The sequence below is a fragment of the Variovorax sp. VaC1 genome (assembly GCF_043658315.1).
Taxonomy (GTDB): Bacteria; Pseudomonadota; Gammaproteobacteria; order Burkholderiales; family Burkholderiaceae_C; genus Variovorax.
In genome coordinates, this window is sequence record NZ_JBIGLT010000005.1 from 121,805 (window position 1) to 141,904 (window position 20,100).

The window sequence follows — 20,100 nt, forward strand, 5'->3', positions numbered from 1 at the left end:
GAATTCTCCTCAGGCCGCCATCGCGGCTGCGGCTGGATTGTGCCGCAGCGCCGCCTGCCAGCGCATCTCGAGCTTGTGCAGGGCCCACAAGACCGGCAGGCCCGCCAGCGCGGCCGTGATGTGCTTGAGCGTGTGGCCCGAAATCGTGTGCTGCGTGAACGCGTAGATCTGGTGGTCGGTCAGCTCGAAGACCTTGGCCAGCACGTAGAAGCCGATCACCCAGCCGAGCTTCAGTCCCACCCCGCCGCGCATCGGCGTGGACAGCGCCATCGTGACCACCAGCGCCATGCCGCCGAACTGCACCAGCGCCCAGGGCAGGACGTTGCCGGTTTCCTGGAACACCTCGGCCGCCAGCAGGCCGGCCGTCAGCACGAACCAGGCGACGGGCCAGCCGGCGCGCTGGCTGACGCGTTCGCACACCGCCACACCCATCAGCCCCGCGAAGGCCACCGCCATGCCGGCGCGGTCGGCCGCGAGCCGGGGCGCGTCGGGCACGAGGTGATAGAAGGCCGAGCCGGCGGCGGTGGCAATCAGCCCCGCGAAGAACAGCCAGGCGCAGTCGAGCGAGTTGTCGGGCGGGTCGCTGGCGGGCGGTGCCAGCGGAAACACCGACAGCGCCTGCTGGTGCGAGCGGTCGATGCGGTTCAGCCGGTACAGGCCCCAGAAGCCGACCAGCACGAAGGGCAGGTTGCTCAGCACGTCCATGGCGTTGGGCAGGCCATGCCAGGCGCGGTCGTCGGCGAACACCGAGGCGATGGCGACGTCGGCCGCCGGCAGGGCGGGGCCGAAGACGGCGATCAGCGTGAGCAGAGCGAAGGTGAAAAGCAGCCCGCGTTCGCGGCGGCTGAGGGAGGGCAGAAGCATGGCGTTCCTCGGTGGTGGGTGACGAGCGGCGGAATTTAGTGGCCGGCCTCCCCATGGGCATCGAAAATCGATACGAGGTACCAATTCACTCCTTTCGGTATCCGCTTTCGATACTCCTTCGCGCCCGTGTACGCTTCAAACCATGAGCACCACCGTCGACCTCGTACTCGCCCTCAAGAACGAACTCAAAAGCGCCCGCATGACCTACGCCGATCTGGCCCGGTCGCTCGACATGGCCGAATCCAGCGTCAAGCGGATGCTGGCCAAGAGCGACATGCCGCTGTCGCGCGTCGATGCCATCTGCCGTGCGCTGAAGATCGATTTCGCCGAACTGGCCCGCCGCGTGGCCGACGCCCAGCCGCTGCTGAAGGAACTGACGCACGAGCAGGAAAAGGCCGTGGTCAAGGACAAGAAATTGCTGCTGGTGGCCATCAGCGTGCTGAGCCAGTGGACGCTGGAGCAGATCGTGGCGGCCTACCGGGTGAGCGAGGCCGAGTGCATCGGCTTCCTGGCGCAGCTGGACCGCATCGGCATCATCGAGCTGCGCCCGCTGAACCGGTATCGCCTGAAGCTGGCCAAGACCTTCCGCTGGCGGCCACACGGGCCGGTGATGGAGTTCTTCCGCGAGAACGTGGTGCTCGACTACTACAACGGCGGCTTCGACGGCCCGGCCGAAGGGCTGCTGCTGGTGCACGGCCAGATCAGCCGCTCACTGGCGCCGGCTTTTCTCGAACGGCTGCAGCGCGTGGCGCAAGACTTTGCGCAGCAGCACCAGACCGACCAGAAGCTGGCCGCGAAGGACCGCGAGGGCTATACGCTGCTGCTGGGGATGCGCAATTGGGAGTTCGAGGCGTTCACCCGTCTGCGCCGGGCCTGACCCTCAATCCAGGAACACCGAGGAACCGGCTTCGCCGGGCCTCTGGTGTTGCCTCCGGTAGGGGGTTGGCGAAGCGACACGAAGTGCGCGTAGCCTGGGGGCGAGCCCTATTTGGCTGCTTCGAGGGCGTCGCGTGTAGCCCGCGCGGCGTTCTTGGCCGCATCGGCGAAGTCTTCGCCGGACGACGCGTAGCAGATCGCCCGCGACGAGTTCACGATGATCGGTGCATCGGCGCGCCAACCCGCGCGCACCGTGGCCACCGCATCGCCGCCCTGGGCGCCGACGCCCGGGATCAGCAGCGGCACCGTCGGCGCCAGCGCGCGCACGCGCTCGATCTCGGCCGGGTAGGTCGCGCCCACCACCAGCCCGAGCTGGCCGTTGAGGTTCCACGGCCCCTGCGCCAATCTGGCGACGTGCTCGTAGAGGAAGGGCTGGCCGTCGATGTCCGCCAGCCGCTGGCCCTGCAGGTCGGAGCCGCCGGGGTTGCTGGTGCGGCACAACAGGAAGGCGCCCTTGCCCTCGTGCTTGAGGTACGGCGCCACCGAATCGAAGCCCATGAAGGGCGACAGCGTCACCGCGTCGGCGCCATAGCGCTCGAAGGCTTCGAGGGCGTACTGCTCGGCGGTGGAACCGATGTCGCCGCGCTTGGCGTCGAGGATCACGGGCACGTGCGGCGCGTTGCGGCGCATGTGCTCCATCAGCTGTTCGAGCTGGGCTTCGGCACGATGGGCCGCGAAATAGGCGATCTGGGGCTTGAAGGCGATGACCAGGTCGGCCGTCGCGTCGACGATGCGCGCGCAGAAGTCATAGATGCGGCTGGCGTCGTCCCTGTATCCCCCGGGGAACTTGGCGGGCTCCGGATCGAGCCCCACGCAGAGCAACGAGCTGTTTTTTTGCTGTGCAGCGGCCAGCTTGTCGAGGAAAGTCATGGGCCGTGATTTTAGGCGGCCGCTCCCGGCGCTCAATCCGGGGTGGGTGTGTGCTGCTCGGCCGCGAGGCAAAGGTCGGCCCACGCACGGGCCTTGTCGGCGGGGTTGCGCAGCAGATACGCCGGGTGATACGTCGCCACCACCGCCGCGCCACCGGCCGACGCCAGCGGCACGACGCGGCCGCGCAGCTTGCCGAGCGGGTCGCCGCTTTGCATGAGGCTCTGGGCGGCCAACGGGCCCATCGCCAGCACGACACGGGGGGCGAGCACCGCCGCGTGTTCGTCGAAAGCCTCGGCCATGGGACGCGGGCTGCCGGGCTGGCCGGCGGCCACGCCGCGATGGGTGCGCACCAGATGCACCGGCGTCTTGCCGTCGTGCAGCTTGAGGGCGCGCAGCATGTTGTCGAGCAGCTTGCCAGCGTCGCCCGCGAAGGGCTCGCCGTGGCGGCCGTCGGCTTCGGGCGGCATGTCGGCCACGACCAGCCAGCCGCCTTCCACCGATGCCAACGGATCGACGGCGTCGCCGTAGAGGCGGCGCGGGGTTTCGACGAGGACGGCGGCGCCATGCGTCGCGGGGGCGGCGGGTGCGGGGCGGGCGACCGGGGCGGGCGAGGCGGCGGGCCGTGCGGCTACAGGCGCGGGGGCCGGGGCCGGCGGCGCTTCGGCAACGAATCGCTCGCTCACGGGCGCCTGTTCTTCGACAGCCGGTACCGCTTCAATGGCAACAGGCGCCTCTTCGACCACTTCAGGCATCGGCCACCAGACCTTCACGCCCATCTCGTCGAGCATCGCGCGCTGGCGGGCGTCGAGCTTCAGTGTCTGCACGGCGCTCATCGCAAGGCTCCCCAGGCGGTGCCTGTTTCATTCAATCGGAGGCTCATGACGACCGCGTCTTCACGCTTGCCTTCATGCGCGGGGTAGTAGCCCTTGCGCACGCCGACGCTGCGAAAGCCTTGGCGCACGTAGATGTCGAGCGCGCGCTGGTTGCTCTGGCGCACTTCGAGCCAGAGCCACTGCGCGCCCTCGCCGCGCGACCAGCCGGTCAGCGCTTCGAGCATGAGCGGCGCCCAGCCCTGGCGCTGGAAGGCCGGCGCCACCGTGATGTTGAGCAGGTGCACCTCGTCCACGCCCTTCATGGCGACGAAATAGCCGATGAGCGTTTCGCCCAGGCTGGTGACCGGCGTGTCCACGCCGGGGCTGGACACTGGCGCCAGCAGGCACTGGCAGTGGTAGCCGACGGCCATGGAATCGGTGAAGTTGGCGCGCGTCCACGGGTGGCTGTAGGCCGTCAGCTCGACCGCGCAGACAGCGTCGATCCGCTCGATGGTGAGCGGTTCGAGGCGGGCTTCGACGGGCTGGAGGACGGCGCTCATGCGTGGGTGGGTGGTACCAGGGCTGCTGCGGTGGCGGCCGCCTTGATGGCTGCGCGCTCTTCGGTGGTTTGCGCCACTTTATCGCGAACGTACAGCGGCCAGGCTTGTGCGGCGGGCACGGTGCGCCCAGCCGCGAGCAGCGCGGGCGCCAGCCGCAGCATGGCGGCGGCGGTCGGCAGCACCTCGTGGCGGGCCGTGGCCGGCGCCAGGCGCGGGCCGTAGGCGGCGAAGGCGTTGCCGGCCAGCGCCCAGCCGGCGGGGACGTCGAGCGCCTCGGGCGACAGCAGCAGGGGCTCGTCGTCGCCGCCCAGCGGGCCGGCGGTGTCGAAGTCGTAGCGGGCGGCGTAGAGCTGGTCCATGCGGGCGTCGAGCACCGCCACCACCCGGCGCGCGCCGAAGGCATGGCGGGCCTCTTCGGCCACGGCGAGCAGGGTGTCGACCGGCAGCAGCGGAACATTGGCGCCGAAGGCCAGCCCCTGCGCCACCGAGCAGGCGGTGCGCAGGCCGGTGAACGAGCCGGGGCCACGGCCGAAGGCGATGGCGTCGAGGTCGGCCAACGCCAGCCCGGCGTCGGCCATCAATTGCTGGATCAGCGGGAGCAGGGTGGTCGAGGCCTGCGCGCCGCCGGCGCCGCTGTGGGCCAGCAGCCGGTCGCCGTGGCGCACGGCCACCGACAGGTGCTCGGTGCTGGTGTCGAAAGCCAGCAGCTTCAGGGTTTCAGACATGGACGTGACGCCCCGGGGCCGCACCGATGCCGGATGTGCGGGGAAAGAAGCGGGACGCAATAGGCATCCCCCGATTATCGAGGGCACCCCGCGCACCCGTCCCCAGGTCGGGCAATCACCCGCCGTGATCGCTGCGCAGGATCGTCAACCCGGCCTTGCGCAGCGGCGCCAGCGCCTTGGCCGGCGCCTCGGGCGAGACCAGCAGGGTGGTCGCCGCCGTCACCGGGTTGACCACCCAGGCCGAGGCCACGCCGAGCTTTTCGGACGACGCCAGCACGACTGTTTCGGCCGCCGAGGCCATCAGCGCGCGCTTGATCTCGGCCTCTTCGAGGTCGCCCGTGGTCAACCCGGCTTCGGCGTGCACGCCCGTGACGCCCATGAAGTAGGTGTCGGCGTGGATGCGCGCGATGGCGCCCATGGCCGCAGCGCCCACCGCCACCACCGAGTGCTTGAAGAGCCGCCCGCCGATCAGCACCACCTCGAGCTGCGTGTGCGCGGCCAGCTCGACCGCCACCGACGGGCTGTGCGTGACCACTGTGGCCTGCAGGGTGCGCGGCAGATGGCGCGCCAGTTGCACGGCGGTGGTGCCGCCATCGACGAACACCACCTGCCCCGGCCGCACCAGCCGCGCGGCGGCACGGCCGATGAGCACCTTCTCGTCCGACGCGAGCTGCTGGCGGCTCGCGAAGTCGGCACCGGCCGGCGCCAGCGGCAGCGCACCGCCGTGCACGCGCTGCAGCAGGCCTTCGGCCGCCATCTCGCGCAGGTCGCGGCGGATGGTGTCTTCGGACAGGCCGAGCGCTTCGCTGAGCGACTTCGCGACGACGTTGCCGTCGCGCTGCAGGGCCGAGAGGATGTGTTGTTTGCGCTGGCTGGTGAGCATGGCCCGATGGTATCGGCCTCCTTCATCGATTGCACGAATTTTCTTGATAATGCACGAATTTGCACATATGCTCGCCACCCATGACCCTTCAAGACCGCGTCCGGGTGCACGAAGTCACCCTCCTTTCCGACAACTGGTTCGTGCTCAAAACCACCCGGCTGGACTGGTTGCGCAACGACGGCCAGTGGCAGCCCATGCACCGCGAGACCTACGACCGCGGCAACGGCGCCACGCTGCTGCCCTACAACCTGGCGCAGCGCACGGTGCTGCTGGTGCGGCAGTTCCGCTACCCGGTGTTCGTCAACGGACATGACGACCTGCTGATCGAGGCCGCGGCCGGCCTGCTCGACAACGCGGCGCCCGAGGAGCGCATCCGCGCAGAGGTCGAGGAAGAGTTGGGCTACCGGCTCGGCACGGTCACGAAGATCTTCGAGAGCTTCATGAGCCCCGGCTCGGTGACCGAGAAGCTGCACTTCTTCGTCGCGCCCTACGAGCCCTCCATGCGCATCGGCAGCGGCGGCGGGCTGGCGGAAGAGGGCGAGGACATCGAGGTGCTCGAGTTGCCCATCGACGAGGCGCTGGCCATGGTGGCCGACGGCCGCATCGTCGACGCCAAGACGGTGATGCTGCTGTACCACGCGAAGCTGCACGTTTTCCCGCCGGGATAATGGCCGGATGCGTTTTGCCACCCGCCTGATCCCTTCCTCCCTTTTCTTCCTCTCGCTCGCCACGCTGGCTTCGGCCAGCGCCTTCGCCCAGCAGGCGTTGCCGCCCCAGGTCGAAGCGGCCCTGGCGCGCGCCAAGGTGCCGCGCGAGACGGTGACGATGCTCGTGGCCGAGGCCGACGGCTCGCGCCAGCCGCGCCTGGCCTGGCGCACGCAGGCGCCGGTGAACCCGGCGTCGATCATGAAGCTGGTCACCACCTACGCCGCGCTCGACATGCTGGGCGCGGCCTACAACTGGACCACGCCGGTCTACGTCGACGGCACGGTCAGCAACGGCGTGCTCAACGGCAACCTGTACATCAAGGGCCAGGGTGATCCGAAGCTGGTGCTGGAGCGCGTGTGGCTGCTGCTGCGCCACGTGCAGGGGCTGGGCATCACCACCGTGGGCGGCGACATCATCATCGACCGCAGCGCCTTCGAGAACACGGTCGAGGGCGACCCCGCCGCCTTCGACGGCGAGCCGCTGCGGCCCTACAACGCCTCGCCCGACGCGCTGCTGGTCAACTTCAAGTCGGTCAACATGACCTTCGTGCCCGACCGCGCCGGCCAGATCGCGCGCGTGAGCTACGAGCCGCCGCTGGCCAGCGTCGCCATGCCGACCACCGTGGCGCTGACCCCCGGCGAATGCGGCGACTGGCGCACCGCGCTCAAGACCGACTTCAGCGACGTCAACCGCATCCGCTTCAACGGCAGCTTTCCGGCCGCCTGCGGCGAGAAGAGCTGGGCTGTGGCGTACGGCGATCCGCGCACCTACAGCCTGCGCGCCATCGGCGGCATGTGGGCCGAGATGGGCGGGCGCGTGGGCGGCCAGATGCGCGAAGGGCGCGTGCCGGCGGGGCTGAAGCCGGCCTTCGAGTTCGAGTCGCCGCCGCTGGCCGAGGTGGTCCGCGACATCAACAAGTACAGCAACAACGTGATGGCGCAGCAGTTGTTCCTCACGATCGGGCTGACGCAGAAGAGCCGCGGCACCTTCGAGGCCTCGCGCACCGCGCTGGGCCAATGGTGGCGCGAGCGCATCGGCACCGGCGAGGCGCAGCCGGTGTTCGAGAACGGCTCGGGCCTGTCGCGCGACGAGCGCATCAGCGCGGCCGCCCTCGGCAAGATGCTGCAGGTGGCGTGGCGCTCGCCGGTGATGCCGGAGCTGATGTCCTCGCTGCCGGCCATGGGCGTGGACGGCACGCTCAAGAAGCGCACGCTGCGCTCGGGCGGCTCGGCCCACCTGAAGACCGGCACCCTGCGCGATGCTTCGGGCGTGGCCGGCTACGTGGACGGCACGAGCGGCCGACGGTATGTGCTGGTGGCCATCGCCAACGGCGAGAACGCGGTGGCGGCACGCGCCGCCTTCGACGCGCTGGTCGATTGGGCTTCGCAGGACAACTGAGGGCCGCTCGCCGGGCTCGCCAGCCGGGCATGTACTGAAATCTTCTGACGGGAAACGCGCGCTTGCGCGCGGACATGGCGCTGCACAGAATCGGACGCTCGTTCTATTTAGTGCAAAACCAACGCAGGAGACATGCCTTGAAAAAGCCACAACAACATCCCGCCACTCTTCTGCTGCGCCGGCCGGCGGCGTTCGCGGTCCTCGCAGGCGCAACGCTGTTGCTCGGGGCCTGTGGTGGCGGCGGTGACGGCGGAGGTGGCTTCGGTTTCGGTGGCGGCACGCCGCCGGCCGGCGACACCGGCCGCGGCTCGGTCGTGACCAACCCGCCCCAGCAGTCGGCCAGCCTGTCTTCCGACCAGTTCAAGGCCAGCCTGCAGTCCAGCGACCAGGGCAAGGCGCTGCTGCAGGTGGCGGGCACGCCCAAGTGCGGCATCGACATGCGTTACCTCGAATACCGCACCATCGGCGCCAAGAACGAGGCCACCAACGCCACCGCCGCGATCATGGTGCCCACCGGTACCGACGTCGCCTGCAGCGGCGCGCGGCCGGTCGTGCTCTACGCGCATGGCACCACCGCGGCGAAAAACTACAACCTCGCCCAATGGACCGACAGCACTCAGCCGGCCGCCGGCGAGGGCCTGCTGATCGCCGCCATGTTCGCGGCGCAGGGCTTCATCGTGGTGGCGCCCAACTACGCGGGCTACGACAAGTCGACGCTGCCCTACCACCCGTACCTGGACGGCGACCAGCAGGGCAAGGACATGGTCGATGCGCTGACGGCCGCGCGCAAGACCTTCTCGAACATCAACGCGACGGACGCGGGCTCGCTGTTCATCACCGGCTATTCGCAGGGTGGCTATGTCGCGATGGCGGCGCACCGCGAGATGCAGGCCACGGGCAAGGCGGTGACGGCCTCGGCGCCGCTGTCGGCGCCCTCGGCCATCAGCCTGCTGACCGACTACAGCTTCCTGGGCTGGCCGGCGCTGGGCAGCACGCTCTTCGTGCCGCTGCTCACGACCAGCTGGCAGCAGCAGTTCGGCAATGTCTACAAGGCCACCTCCGACGTGTACGAAGACCAGTACGCCCCCGGCATCGACACCCTGCTGCCGAGCCTGACGCCCGTCAACACGCTGTTCGCGACCGGCAAGCTGCCGCAGCTGGCGCTGTTCCCGGCCAATGCGAAGCCCGGCCCGGTGAACTCGCAGCTGTCGATCTTCTACGGCGCCAACAACCTGATCCGCCAGAGCTACCTGACCCTGACGGCGGGCGACATCCAGTCGAACGGCTGCTCGGGCAATGCGCTGCCCGCCACGTCGGCCTCATTGGCCTCGACCACGCCGCTGGACTGCAAGCCGACGGTGGGCTTTCGCCAGGCGGCGCTCGCCAACGACCTGCGCAACTGGGTGCCGACCCGCCCGATGCTGATGTGCGGCGGCGCCAACGACCCGACCGTGAACTTCGTGAGCACGCGCGCCACCACCGGCTACTTCCTCGCCAAGGGCATGCCGCCGGCGCTCCTGAGCGTGGTCGACCTGGAAGACGGCGCCGCGGTCGACGCCTACTCGAACGCGCGCGCCGGTTTTGCGCAGGCCAAGAGCCTGCTGGCGCAAAACACCTCGGGCAGCGCGTCGGACAAGGCGCAGGCCGTCACGCTGGCCTACCACGGCACGCTGGCGCCGCCGTTCTGCCTGGCGTCGGCCCGCGGTTTCTTCCAGGGCGTGCTGGCCGCCGGGGGCTGATCAGGCCGCCGAGGCGCGCTGGAGGCGGTCTTTCACGCCTTCCCACTCGGGGGTGTCGGGCGGGGTTTCGACCCAGATCAGCTTGACACCCTGTGCGTCGAATTCGCGCAGCACCGCAAACAGCTGCTGCGCGCTGGTGGCCGCGTCGTCGGGCATGCGCCGCTGCAGCACGCGCTGCGAGCGGCAGCGGATCGCGGCGCGCGACCACACGGCCAGGTGCGCCGCGTTGGCGCCCAGCACGTCAAGGCCGGCCTGGATGGCCTTGGCGTCCATCAGCCGCAGCTTGGCGTTGGGTGCGTAATGCGCTTCGAGCGTGCCCGAGGCGCGCGGGTCGGGGGTTTCGAGCACTTCGCGGTCGGCCAGCTTCTCGCCGCAGGCGGCCTCGATCTGCGCGCGCGTGATGAGGCCGGGGCGCAGCAGCACGGGCGCGCCGCGGCTGCAGTCGACGATGGTCGATTCGATGCCGACCTCGCACGCGCCACCGTCGATCACCAGCACCGCATCGCCGAACTCGTCGTGCACGTGCTGGGCGGTGGTGGGGCTCACGCGGCCGAAGCGGTTGGCGCTCGGCCCCGCGAGGCCGGGCACGCCCTGCTCGGCGCAAGCCTCCAGCAGCGCCTGTGCCACGGGGTGCGAGGGGCAGCGCAGGCCGATGGTGTCCTGCCCACCGGCCGCCGCCGCGCCCACGCCGGGCTGGCGCGTGACGATCAGCGTCAGCGGGCCGGGCCAGAAGGCCTGCACCAGCTTCTGCGCGAACGGCGGCAGCGGCTGGGCAAAGCGCGACAGCGACTCGGTGCCCTTCATGCCGGCCGCCACATGGACGATCAGCGGATGGTCGGCCGGCCGGCCCTTGGCCTTGAAGATGCCGGCCACGGCGGTGTCGCTGCTCGCGTCGGCGCCCAGGCCGTAGACGGTCTCGGTCGGGAACGCGACCAGCCCGCCCGCGCGCAGCACGCGCGCTGCTTCGGCGATGGCCTCGGGAGATCGGCCGTCGAGGATCATGAGAGCCCGGTCACGGCGACCGCCGGCAGGCCCAGCAGCACGGCGGCCTGCGTGGCCGTGGCGCGCACGCCTTCGAGCGTGGCGCCGGTGAGGGTCAGGTGGCCCATCTTGCGGCCGCGCCGGGGTTCCATCTTTCCGTAGAGGTGCAGGTGCACGCCGGGCAGCGCGAGCACTTCGGCCCACGGCGGCGAGGCCGGCTTGTCGGCACCGGCCGGAAACCACAGGTCGCCCAGCAGGTTCAGCATGATCGCGGGGCTGTGCTGGCGCGGCGCGGCCAGCGGCAGGCCGGCGAGCGTGCGCACCTGCAGCTCGAACTGCGACACGTCGCAGGCTTCCATCGTGTAGTGGCCGCTGTTGTGCGGGCGCGGCGCCATTTCGTTCACCACCAGCGAGCCGTCGGCCAGCGCGAAGAACTCGACGCACAGCACGCCCACGTAGTTCAGGCCGTTGGCGATGCTCTTGGCGGAGTTGATCGCGCCCTGCGCCACGGTCTTGGGCATGTTCAGCGGGTGCACCTCGGTCACGGCGAGGATGCCGTCGCGGTGCAGGTTGCGCTGCGGCGGAAAGTGCACCAGTTGCCCGTCGCGGCCGCGCGCGAGGATCACCGAGCATTCGAATTCAAGCGGCAGCAGCTTTTCGAGCACGCAGGGCACGCAGCCCGTGGCCTGCCAGGCATCGACCAGCTCGGCGCGCGTGCTCACGCGCTGCTGGCCCTTGCCGTCGTAGCCCATTCGCGCGGTTTTCAGGATGCCGGGCAGCAGGTGGTCTTCGACGGCGGCGAGCTGCGCTGCCGTTTCGATGGCGGCGTAGGGCGCGCAGGGCACGCCGCAGCGGGTGAAGTGGGCCTTCTCGGCAATGCGGTCCTGCGCGATGGCGATGGCCGAGGCGCCCGGCGACACCGGCCGCGCCACCGCCAGGTGCTCCAGCGACGGCGCCGGCACGTTCTCGAACTCGGTCGTGACCGCGTCGGCCAGGCCGGCCAGGCGCGCCAGGCCGTCGACGTCGGCGTAGTCGGTGTGGATGTGGTTGTGGCTCACGCGGCCGGCGGGGCTGTCCGCATCGGGGTCGAGCACCACCGTGAAGTAGCCCATGCGCTGGGCCGCGTGGGCGAACATGCGCCCCAGCTGGCCGCCGCCGAGCACGCCGAGCGTGGCGCCCGGCAGAACGGGCAGGTCGCCGTTGCTCACAGGGCACCCCCGCCTTGCGGCGAGAACGGAGACACGGCGGGCGCTTCGCCGGCCGGGGCCGGCGGCAGCGTCATGGCTTCGGCGGCCGCGGTCTGCGCCGTGCGGAAGGCGTCGAGCTTCGCGCGCAGCGCGGGGTTGTTCACCGCCAGCATCGCCACCGCGAACAGCGCCGCATTGGCCGCGCCCGCGTTGCCGATGGCAAAGGTGGCCACCGGCACGCCCTTGGGCATCTGCACGATGCTGTAGAGCGAATCGACGCCCTGCAGGTGGCGGCTGGCCACCGGCACGCCGAGCACCGGCACCGTGGTTTTCGACGCCAGCATGCCCGGCAGATGGGCCGCGCCGCCCGCCCCCGCGATGATCGCGGCAAGGCCGCGCCCGGCGGCGCTTTCGGCGTACGCAAAGAGCGCATCGGGCATCCGGTGGGCCGAGACCACCTTCGCTTCGTGGCTGATTCCGAATTGCTGGAGAATCTCGACCGCGTTGCGCATCGTCTCCCAATCGGAGCTCGAGCCCATCACTACACCGACCTGAATGGTTTCGTTCATGGTTTCAATTTTACGTTTCACCCCCAGTTGGTTCCGATGATCGACATCACTCTCGAAAATTTCCAGGCCGAACTGGTCGAAGGCTCCGTCGCCACGCCGGTGCTGCTCGACATCTGGGCCGAATGGTGCGGACCCTGCAAGCAGCTCGGCCCGGTGCTCGAAAAACTCGAGGTGGAATACGGCGGCCGCTTCACGCTGGCCAAGCTGGACGCCGACAAGGTGCCCCAGATTTCGTCGCAGCTGTCTGAAATGTTCGGTGTGCGCAGCATCCCGTTCTGCGTGATGTTCAAGGACGGCCAGCCGGTCGACGGCTTCGTCGGCGCGATTCCGGCCGACAAGGTCCGCGAGTTCCTCGACAAGCACGTGCCCGGCGCCGACGAGGCCGAAGCCGCTTCCGAAGGCGCTGCCGCCCAAGAGGCGCTGGCCGAGGGCGACACCCTGGGCGCGCTCGAAAAGCTGCAGCACGCGGTCGCCACCGACCCGGCCAACGACGACGCGCGCTTCGACTACATCAAGCTGCTGCTGCAGGAAGGCCGCGTCGACGACGCCAAGGTCGCCTTTGCACCGGTGATCGCCAAGACCTCGCTGGTGCGCCGCTTCGATTCGCTCCAGCGCTGGATGGATGCTATCGATTTCGCAGCACCTGTCGCAGGCACGGCGCCCGCCATGGCCGATTTCGACGCCAAGATCACCGCCAACAAGCGCGACTTCGACGCCCGCTTCGGCCGCGCCCGCCTGCTGATGGCCGCCCAGCGCTGGACCGACGCCATGGACGAGCTGCTCGACATCCTCATGCGCGACAAGAGCTGGAGCGAAGACCTTGCCCGCAAGACCTACATCGCGATCCTCGACCTGATCGAGCCGCCCAAGGTGAAGGTGGCCGACGGGCAGATCCCGCCGGACGATCCGGTCGTTGCCACGTACCGCCGCCGCCTGAGCAGCATCGTGCTGAGCTGATTCGGGCTGGCGCCTGCGCTTCGATGCGCTGGTAAATGAAAGCAAGCGACCTGCGGGTCGCTTTTTTCTTGGCCCGCCCGCACCGAGGGCTACGCCGCGTTGGCGGCCACCGCGGCGTCGAATACGATCACGCCCGATTCAACTTGTTGCAGATTGAAAAGGAAGACTGGCCATGCGTTCCTTCACCCGCCGTATCGCACTCCCTGCCCTTGCCACGACGGCGCTGCTGGCGGCCCTGACCGGTTGCGGCAGCGGCATCAGCCTGGACGAACCGATCGAAGGGCCTGTCTGGCGGCTGGCGCAGCTGGGGGACGAGCCGGTCGGGCAGAGCGAGGCGCAGATCCAGTTCGACCGCAGCAGCGGGCGGGTCAGCGGTTCGGGCGGGTGCAACCGGGTGTCGGGCAGCTTCACGCGCAGCGGCGTCACGCTGAAGATCGGCCAGTTGGCCTCGACGCGCATGGCCTGCGCCGACCCGACGCGCGGCGCCAATGAAGCGCAGTTTCTTTCGGCCCTGCAAAGCACCACGAGCTACCGCCTCGCACCAGGGCGGCTTGCACTGCTCGACGCTGGCGGGCGGACCGTGGCGATCCTGAGTTCGGGAAGCCGCTGAGCGCAGGCGGCTTCTTCTCCCTCTTTTTCTTTTGTCAGCCGGCGAGGCGTTCCAGCGCCTCGCGGTACTTGGCGGCGGTCTTCTCGATGACTTCCGCCGGCAGGCGTGGCGCGGGCGGCGTCTTGTCCCAGGGCTTGCCGTTGATCTTGGTGGCTTCGAGCCAATCCCGCACGAACTGCTTGTCGTAGCTCGGCGGGTTGGCGCCGGCGGCCAGCGCGGCCTGGTAGCCCTCGACCGGCCAGTAGCGCGAGCTGTCGGGCGTGAGCACCTCGTCCATCAGCACCAGCGTGCCGGCCTCGTCGAGACCGAACTCGAACTTGGTGTCGGCAATGATCATTCCCTTGGCCAGCGCGATCTGCGCGGCGGTTTCGTAGATCGCGATGCTGGTCTCGCGGATCTGTTGCGCCAGCTTGGGCCCGACGATCTCGACCACGCGCTCGTAGCTGATGTTCTCGTCGTGCTCGCCGGCCGCAGCCTTGGCAGCGGGCGTGAAGATCGGGCGCGGCAGCTTGCTCGCGTTGGTCAGGCCCTCGGGCAGCGGCACGCCGCAGACCGAACGCGACTCCTGGTATTCCTTCCAGCCGCTGCCGGCCAGGTAGCCGCGCACCACGGCCTCGACCGGGATCGGCTTCAAGCGCTTGACCAGCATCGAGCGGCCGGTGACCTGCGGCACCTCGTCGGCCGTGACCACGCTCTCGGGCGCATCGCCGGTCAGGTGGTTGGGGCACAGCTGGCCCAGCCGCTCGAACCACCACAGCGCCATCTGCGTGAGGATCTCGCCCTTGCCGGGAATGGGCTCGCCCATGATCACGTCGAAGGCGCTGAGCCGGTCGCTCGCGACCATCAGGATGCGGTCTTCGCCGACGGCGTAGTTGTCGCGCACCTTGCCGCGCGCAAGCAGGGGCAGGCTCTGGATGGAGGAGGTGTGGACGGTGGTCATGGAACAGGTGCTCTGGGGAACGGGAAAACGGGTGACGTGGAAAACGGATTGTGCGCGCAGAAAAAAGCCACCGCGAACGGTGGCCTTCGAATCGCGGGGAAGTTTTAGACGACTTCCTGAGCCAGTTCGCCCTTGGCGTACTTGGCGGCAACCACCTGCAGCGTGTCGCCCTTGATCTTGGCGCCCTGGCCTTCGCAGCCGAACTCGATGTAGCGCTGCTTGCAGATCTGCTTGGCGGCTTCGCGCGCGGGCTTGAGCCATTCGCGGGCGTCGAACTTCTCGGGGTTCTCGAAGAGGAACTTGCGCACCGCGCCGGTCATGGCCAGGCGGATGTCGGTGTCGATGTTGATCTTGCGCACGCCGTGCTTGATGGCTTCCTGGATTTCCTTGACGGGCACGCCGTAGGTTTCCTTCATGTTGCCGCCGTACTGGCGAATGATGGCCAGCAGCTCCTGCGGCACGCTCGACGAGCCGTGCATCACCAGGTGGGTGTTGGGAATGCGGCGGTGGATTTCCTTGATGCGGTCGATCGCCAGGATGTCGCCGGTGGGCTCGCGCGTGAACTTGTAGGCGCCGTGGCTGGTGCCGATGGCAATGGCCAGCGCGTCGATCTGGGTGCGCTTGACGAAGTCGGCGGCCTGCTCGGGGTCGGTCAGCAGCTGCTCGCGCGTCATGGTGTCGTCGGTGCCGTGGCCGTCTTCCTTGTCGCCCTTCATGGTTTCGAGCGAACCGAGGCAGCCGAGCTCGCCTTCGACGGTCACGCCCAGGCGGTGGGCCATGTCGGACACCTTCTTGGTGACGTCCACGTTGTAGTCGTAGCTGGCGATGGTCTTGCCGTCGGCTTCGAGCGAGCCGTCCATCATGACCGAGCTGAAGCCCAGGTCGATGGCGCCCTTGCAGACGTCGGGGTTCTGGCCGTGGTCCTGGTGCATGACCAGCGGGATGTTCGGGTACTGCTCGATGGCGGCCTGGATCAGGTGCTTGATGAAGGCTTCGCCGGCGTACTTGCGGGCGCCTGCGCTGGCTTGCAGGATGACGGGCGCGCCGGTTTCCTTGGCGGCCTCCATCACGGCTTGCACCTGTTCGAGGTTGTTGACGTTGAAGGCCGGGATGCCGTAGCCATTGGCTGCGGCATGGTCGAGCAGTTCGCGCATCGAGACGAGTGCCATGGGGAAATACCTCGCGGGAATTAGGGAAAGAAGAAGGCGGAAAGACGAGAGAAAACTGCCCCAATTCTACCGAGCCCCCTTGTGGGACGGCACTGACGCCAACCCGAGGAAGCCCATGACCGGCGGCAGCACCGGACCGCCCAGCCACTGGATCGGCCTGGCGAAGGCGCCAATCAGCGTGACATGGCTCAGGTTGTCGAACAGCTGCACCTCCACCGGCACGCCGGCGGCGCGCAGTGCGGCGGCCATCTGGCCGGTGTTGCGGTCGGGGTAGACCAGCTCGTCCTTGGCGGCCGCCATCAGCAGCGCGCGGGGCGCCGCCGACGTGACATGCGCCAGCGGCTGCGAGTCGGGCGGCGTGTCCGGCCAGTTGAAGGCGACCTGCGCCTGCGGGTCGCCGATGGGCAGGAAGTCGTAGGGGCCGGCCAGGCCGATCCAGCCCGCGAGCTGCTTCGGGCTGGCGCCCACCTCGGCCAGCCAGCGATCGTCCAGCGCCACCATCGCGGCGTTGTAGCCACCCGAGCTGTGGCCCATCACGTAGACCTGCTTCGGGTCGGCGCCCAGCTGCGCGGCGTTGTCGAGCGCCCATTTGACGGCGAGCGCGCTGTCGCGCACGAAGACCGGATAGGTGAAGACGGGCGACAGGCCGTAGTCGGGAATCACCACCACCGCGCCGCGGGAGGCCAATGCCTCGCCGACGAACTTGTAGCTGGCGCGGTCGCCGTTCGTCCAGGTGCCGCCGAAGAAGAACACCACCAGCGGACGAGCGCCCCGGGCGGGCGGGGTGGACGGCAAGGGCTGGTACACGTCGAGCATCTGGCGCAGGGCCTTCCCGTAGGCGATGCCGCCCTGGAACTGGTAGGTGTCGGCAGGCACCAGGCCATTGAGCACCTTGATCGGCGAGCAGGCCGACAGCGCAGCGGCGGCGACGACGGTGAAAGCGGTGAAGAAGGCGCTGCGGCGCCGGCGAAATGACGCGAAGGTGGAACGACTCATCGCAACAGTACGCGCGCGAGCGCGCACCGGTTTCGTCAGATGGGAAGCTGCGTGGTCGACAGCACCTGCTTCAAGACGACGAAGGTGCGGATCTGCCGCACGCCCGGCAGGTACAGCAGCTGCTCGGCATGCAGGCGATTGAAGCTGTCGTTGTCGCGGGTGCGCACCAGCATGAAATAGTCGAACTCGCCCGAGACCACATGGCATTCGAGGCAGCCCGAGACCTTCTGCGCGGCCTTCTCGAAATCGGCGAACGAGTCGGGCGTGGAGCGGTCGAGCACCACGCCGATCATCACGAGCATGCCGAGGTCGAGCGCGTCGGGGTCGAGCAGCGCCACGACACCCTTGATGAGCCCCGCCGCCTTGAGCCGCTCGACGCGGCGCAGGCAGGCCGGCGCGCTGAGGTTCACCTTGGCCGCCAGCGCCACGTTCGAGACCGAGGCATCGCGCTGCAGGGCGCGAAGGATCGCCCGGTCGGTGCGATCGAGTTCCGGGGCAACACGCAATTTTGTTGTGCTCATCTGCTCGTCTTCGGATTGAAAGTTAAAGCAATTTCCATCCTGCCTTCTTTTGATCCGCAGATCCAGAAAACTTCGCAAGCACGTTGCGAGCCCTTCTTCCTACGATAGCTGGCACCAACCCCTGGAGCCACGCTGATGAACCTGAAGAAGTTTCCCCGTCACGCCCTGACCTTCGGCCCGACGCCGATCCATCCGCTCAAGCGGCTGAGCGCGCACCTGGGCGGCAAGGTCGATCTCTATGCCAAGCGCGAGGACTGCAACAGCGGCCTGGCCTTCGGCGGCAACAAGACGCGCAAGCTCGAATACCTGATCCCCGAGGCGCTCGAAGGCGGCTACGACACGCTGGTGTCCATCGGGGGCATCCAGTCGAACCAGACGCGGCAGGTGGCGGCGGTGGCCGCGCACCTGGGCCTGAAGTGCGTGCTGGTGCAGGAGAACTGGGTCAACTACTCCGACGCGGTGTACGACCGGGTGGGCAACATCGAGATGTCGCGCATCCTCGGCGCCGATGTGCGGCTCGATGCGGCGGGCTTCGACATCGGCATCCGCAAGAGCTGGGAAGAGGCCATGAGCGATGTGCGCAAGGCCGGCGGCAAGCCGTTTCCGATTCCGGCGGGTTGCTCGGAGCATCCGCGCGGCGGCCTCGGCTTCGTCGGCTTTGCCGAGGAAGTGCGGCAGCAGGAGGCCGAACTGGGCTTCAAGTTCGACTACGTGGTGGTCTGCTCGGTCACCGGCAGCACGCAGGCCGGCATGGTGGTGGGCTTCGCGGCCGATGGCCGGGCCGATCGCGTGATCGGCATCGACGCCTCGGCCAAGCCGCAGCAGACCTTCGAGCAGATCGTGCGCATCGCGAAGAACACGGCCGAGCTGGTCGAACTGGGCCGCGACATCACCGAGAAAGACGTGGTGCTGGACCGCCGCTTCGGCGGGCCCGAGTACGGGCTGCCGAACGACGGCACGCTGGAGGCGATCCGCCTGTGCGCGCGCTTCGAGGGCATGCTGACCGACCCCGTGTACGAGGGCAAGTCGATGCACGGGATGATCGAGAAGGTGCGGCTCGGCGAGTTTCCAGCCGGCTCGAAGGTGCTGTATGCGCACCTGGGCGGCGTGCCTGCCCTGAACGCCTACAGCTTCCTCTTCAGGAACGGCTGAGCAGGACCGCGAAACAAAAAAGGCCGGCATGTGCCGGCCTTTTTGCTGCGAACGTGCTCAGCTCGCTCTGCAGATCTTCAGCATGTTGGTGCCGCCCGGCGCACCCATCGGCTCGCCGCAGGTGATGGCGTAGACGTCGCCGCTCTGCACGATGCCGCGCTTCTTCAGATGGGCTTCGGCCTGTTCGAGCGCGGTGTCGCGGTCGGTCTGCGAATCCATCAGCAGCGGGCGCACGTTGCGGTACAGCGCCAGCTTGCGCTGCGTGGCCAGGCGCGAGGTCAGGGCGTACATGGGAATGTGCGCGCGGTGGCGGCTCATCCACAGCATCGTGGCGCCCGATTCGGTCAGCGCCACGATGGCCTTGGCGCCCAGGTGGTGCGCCGTGAACAGCGCGCCCATGGCGATCGACTGGTCGATGCGGCTGTAGGTCTTGCCGCTGAAGTCGGCGTCGAGCGTCTTGTCTTCGGCGGCCTCGGCGGCTTCGCAGATGCGGCTCATCTCCTGCACGGTCTCGAGCGGGTAGCGGCCCGAGGCGGTTTCGGCCGAGAGCATCACGGCGTCGGTGCCGTCGAGCACGGCGTTGGCCACGTCGCTCACCTCGGCGCGGGTGGGCACGGGGTTGGTGATCATCGACTCCATCATCTGGGTCGCGGTGATGACCACCTTGTCCATGTCGCGCGCCATGCGGATCATCTTTTTCTGCAGCGCGGGCACGGCGGCATTGCCGACTTCAACGGCCAGGTCGCCGCGGGCGACCATGATGCCGTCGCTGGCGCGCAGGATCTCTTCGAGCTTCGGAATGGCTTCGGCGCGTTCGATCTTGGCGATCATGCCGGGCTTGTGGCCGTACTCGGCTGCCGCCACGTTGCACAGCTGGCGCGCCATTTCCATGTCGGTGGCGTTCTTGGGAAAGCTCACGGCCACGTAGTCGGCCTGGAAGCTCATCGCGGTCTTGATGTCTTCCATGTCCTTTGCCGTCAGCGCGGGCGCCGTGAGGCCGCCGCCCTGCTTGTTGATGCCCTTGTTGTTCGACAGCTCGCCGCCCAGCTTGACGGTGGTGTAGACGGCTTCGCCCTTGACGGCATCGACGGTCAGCACGATCAGGCCGTCGTTCAGCAGCAGCTTGTCGCCGGGCTTCACGTCGCGCGGCAGGTCCTTGTAGTCGAGGCCCACGGCATCGACGTCGCCCAGCTCGGTGCGCGAGGCGTCGAGCACGAACTTGGCGCCCGGCTCCAGCCAGACCTTGCCCTGCGCGAACTTGCCGACGCGGATCTTCGGGCCCTGCAGGTCGGCCATGATGGCCACTTCGCGGCCGGCCTTGCGGGCGGCTTCGCGCACCATGGCGGCGCGGTCGATGTGGTCTTGCGCCGTGCCGTGGCTGAAGTTGAGGCGGACCACGCTGACCTTGGCCAGGATCATCTGCTCCAGCAGTTCCGGCGTGCTGGATGCCGGGCCGAGCGTGGCAACGATCTTGGTGGCGTGGCGGGGGATGCGGTCCGTGCTCATGAAGGTAGTCTCCGTTT

The 20,100-nt window shown here is 68.7% G+C and carries 21 protein-coding genes; 7 read left to right on the forward strand and 14 right to left on the reverse strand.

Translation table 11 applies throughout. From position 1 onward, the window contains the following. Nucleotides 1-9 precede the first annotated feature (9 nt). Nucleotides 10-864 (reverse strand): hypothetical protein, encoded by an 855-nt coding sequence (locus ACGLHS_RS20530; RefSeq protein ID WP_093242802.1) that lies wholly within the window; start codon nucleotides 862-864, stop codon nucleotides 10-12. Between the two features lie 142 nt (nucleotides 865-1,006). Here ACGLHS_RS20530 and ACGLHS_RS20535 point away from each other — a divergent pair, with 142 nt between their 5' ends. Then, nucleotides 1,007-1,741, forward strand: a complete 735-nt coding sequence (locus tag ACGLHS_RS20535; protein WP_093242799.1) for a helix-turn-helix transcriptional regulator — start codon at nucleotides 1,007-1,009, stop codon at nucleotides 1,739-1,741. A gap of 107 nt (nucleotides 1,742-1,848) precedes the next feature. On the opposite strand, the gene pyrF is transcribed toward ACGLHS_RS20535, so the two are convergent. The 5 genes from pyrF to ACGLHS_RS20560 all read right to left on the reverse strand — a co-directional run bounded on the left by pyrF (nucleotide 1,849) and on the right by ACGLHS_RS20560 (nucleotide 5,650). Next, nucleotides 1,849-2,670 carry an orotidine-5'-phosphate decarboxylase gene (pyrF, locus tag ACGLHS_RS20540; protein ID WP_394482729.1) on the reverse strand — a complete coding sequence of 274 codons (822 nt, stop codon included), beginning with the start codon at nucleotides 2,668-2,670 and terminating at the stop codon, nucleotides 1,849-1,851. 32 nt (nucleotides 2,671-2,702) lie between these two features. After that, complete coding sequence (locus ACGLHS_RS20545) at nucleotides 2,703-3,503, reverse strand: uracil-DNA glycosylase family protein (RefSeq protein WP_394482731.1); 801 nt, start codon at nucleotides 3,501-3,503, stop codon at nucleotides 2,703-2,705. After that, nucleotides 3,500-4,042, reverse strand: coding sequence for a ribosomal protein S18-alanine N-acetyltransferase (rimI, locus tag ACGLHS_RS20550; RefSeq protein ID WP_394482733.1), 543 nt, complete (start codon nucleotides 4,040-4,042; stop codon nucleotides 3,500-3,502). The genes ACGLHS_RS20545 and rimI overlap by 4 nt, the downstream gene beginning before the upstream one ends. Further along, complete coding sequence (tsaB, locus tag ACGLHS_RS20555) at nucleotides 4,039-4,767, reverse strand: tRNA (adenosine(37)-N6)-threonylcarbamoyltransferase complex dimerization subunit type 1 TsaB (protein ID WP_394482735.1); 729 nt, start codon at nucleotides 4,765-4,767, stop codon at nucleotides 4,039-4,041. The genes rimI and tsaB overlap by 4 nt, the downstream gene beginning before the upstream one ends. Nucleotides 4,768-4,882: 115 nt before the next feature. Then, complete coding sequence (locus ACGLHS_RS20560) at nucleotides 4,883-5,650, reverse strand: DeoR/GlpR family DNA-binding transcription regulator (RefSeq protein ID WP_394482737.1); 768 nt, start codon at nucleotides 5,648-5,650, stop codon at nucleotides 4,883-4,885. An 80-nt stretch (nucleotides 5,651-5,730) separates the two neighbouring features. On the opposite strand from ACGLHS_RS20560, the gene ACGLHS_RS20565 reads away from it, so the two are divergent. The 3 genes from ACGLHS_RS20565 (at nucleotide 5,731) to ACGLHS_RS20575 (ending at nucleotide 9,495) form a co-directional block, all read left to right on the forward strand. Continuing rightward, nucleotides 5,731-6,318, forward strand: a complete 588-nt coding sequence (locus tag ACGLHS_RS20565; RefSeq protein ID WP_093242788.1) for a GDP-mannose pyrophosphatase — start codon at nucleotides 5,731-5,733, stop codon at nucleotides 6,316-6,318. Nucleotides 6,319-6,325: 7 nt separating this feature from the next. Continuing rightward, the gene (gene dacB, locus ACGLHS_RS20570) at nucleotides 6,326-7,756 is read left to right on the forward strand and encodes a D-alanyl-D-alanine carboxypeptidase/D-alanyl-D-alanine-endopeptidase (protein ID WP_394482740.1); all 1,431 of its coding nucleotides are present in this window, start codon (nucleotides 6,326-6,328) and stop codon (nucleotides 7,754-7,756) included. A gap of 137 nt (nucleotides 7,757-7,893) precedes the next feature. Beyond that, the gene (locus tag ACGLHS_RS20575; RefSeq protein ID WP_394482742.1) at nucleotides 7,894-9,495 is read left to right on the forward strand and encodes an alpha/beta hydrolase family protein; all 1,602 of its coding nucleotides are present in this window, start codon (nucleotides 7,894-7,896) and stop codon (nucleotides 9,493-9,495) included. On the opposite strand, the gene ACGLHS_RS20580 is transcribed toward ACGLHS_RS20575, so the two are convergent. From ACGLHS_RS20580 to purE, 3 genes are read right to left on the reverse strand one after another with little or no spacing between them, the layout of a single operon-like run. Further along, nucleotides 9,496-10,497: an L-threonylcarbamoyladenylate synthase gene (locus ACGLHS_RS20580; protein WP_394482744.1), complete on the reverse strand. Its 1,002-nt coding sequence runs from the start codon at nucleotides 10,495-10,497 to the stop codon at nucleotides 9,496-9,498. Continuing rightward, a complete protein-coding gene (locus ACGLHS_RS20585; protein WP_394482746.1) occupies nucleotides 10,494-11,684 on the reverse strand; it encodes a 5-(carboxyamino)imidazole ribonucleotide synthase in 1,191 nt (396 codons plus the stop codon). Before ACGLHS_RS20585 ends, ACGLHS_RS20580 begins: the two co-directional genes overlap by 4 nt. Then, nucleotides 11,681-12,232 carry a 5-(carboxyamino)imidazole ribonucleotide mutase gene (gene purE, locus ACGLHS_RS20590; RefSeq protein WP_394482748.1) on the reverse strand — a complete coding sequence of 184 codons (552 nt, stop codon included), beginning with the start codon at nucleotides 12,230-12,232 and terminating at the stop codon, nucleotides 11,681-11,683. The genes ACGLHS_RS20585 and purE overlap by 4 nt, the downstream gene beginning before the upstream one ends. 36 nt (nucleotides 12,233-12,268) lie before the next feature. On the opposite strand from purE, the gene ACGLHS_RS20595 reads away from it, so the two are divergent. Together ACGLHS_RS20595 and ACGLHS_RS20600 are read left to right on the forward strand one after the other, a co-directional pair. Next, nucleotides 12,269-13,189 (forward strand): tetratricopeptide repeat protein, encoded by a 921-nt coding sequence (locus ACGLHS_RS20595; RefSeq protein ID WP_394482750.1) that lies wholly within the window; start codon nucleotides 12,269-12,271, stop codon nucleotides 13,187-13,189. A gap of 172 nt (nucleotides 13,190-13,361) precedes the next feature. Then, nucleotides 13,362-13,799: an META domain-containing protein gene (locus tag ACGLHS_RS20600; protein ID WP_394482752.1), complete on the forward strand. Its 438-nt coding sequence runs from the start codon at nucleotides 13,362-13,364 to the stop codon at nucleotides 13,797-13,799. A 34-nt stretch (nucleotides 13,800-13,833) separates the two neighbouring features. On the opposite strand, the gene ACGLHS_RS20605 is transcribed toward ACGLHS_RS20600, so the two are convergent. The 4 genes from ACGLHS_RS20605 to ACGLHS_RS20620 form a co-directional block, all read right to left on the reverse strand. Then, the gene (locus tag ACGLHS_RS20605) at nucleotides 13,834-14,739 is read right to left on the reverse strand and encodes a phosphoribosylaminoimidazolesuccinocarboxamide synthase (protein ID WP_394482754.1); all 906 of its coding nucleotides are present in this window, start codon (nucleotides 14,737-14,739) and stop codon (nucleotides 13,834-13,836) included. 104 nt (nucleotides 14,740-14,843) lie between these two features. Beyond that, nucleotides 14,844-15,908, reverse strand: coding sequence for a class II fructose-bisphosphate aldolase (gene fba / locus ACGLHS_RS20610; RefSeq protein WP_093242768.1), 1,065 nt, complete (start codon nucleotides 15,906-15,908; stop codon nucleotides 14,844-14,846). Between the two features lie 66 nt (nucleotides 15,909-15,974). Beyond that, complete coding sequence (locus tag ACGLHS_RS20615; RefSeq protein WP_394482757.1) at nucleotides 15,975-16,904, reverse strand: alpha/beta hydrolase; 930 nt, start codon at nucleotides 16,902-16,904, stop codon at nucleotides 15,975-15,977. A 35-nt stretch (nucleotides 16,905-16,939) separates the two neighbouring features. Next, a complete protein-coding gene (locus ACGLHS_RS20620) occupies nucleotides 16,940-17,425 on the reverse strand; it encodes an Lrp/AsnC family transcriptional regulator (protein WP_093242762.1) in 486 nt (161 codons plus the stop codon). A 135-nt stretch (nucleotides 17,426-17,560) separates the two neighbouring features. Between ACGLHS_RS20620 and ACGLHS_RS20625 the strand changes: the two genes are divergently transcribed. Then, nucleotides 17,561-18,577 carry a 1-aminocyclopropane-1-carboxylate deaminase gene (locus ACGLHS_RS20625; protein WP_394482760.1) on the forward strand — a complete coding sequence of 339 codons (1,017 nt, stop codon included), beginning with the start codon at nucleotides 17,561-17,563 and terminating at the stop codon, nucleotides 18,575-18,577. Between the two features lie 57 nt (nucleotides 18,578-18,634). Here ACGLHS_RS20625 and pyk read toward each other — a convergent pair whose 3' ends face one another. Next, nucleotides 18,635-20,083, reverse strand: coding sequence for a pyruvate kinase (gene pyk, locus ACGLHS_RS20630; protein ID WP_093242758.1), 1,449 nt, complete (start codon nucleotides 20,081-20,083; stop codon nucleotides 18,635-18,637). Nucleotides 20,084-20,100 lie beyond the last annotated feature (17 nt).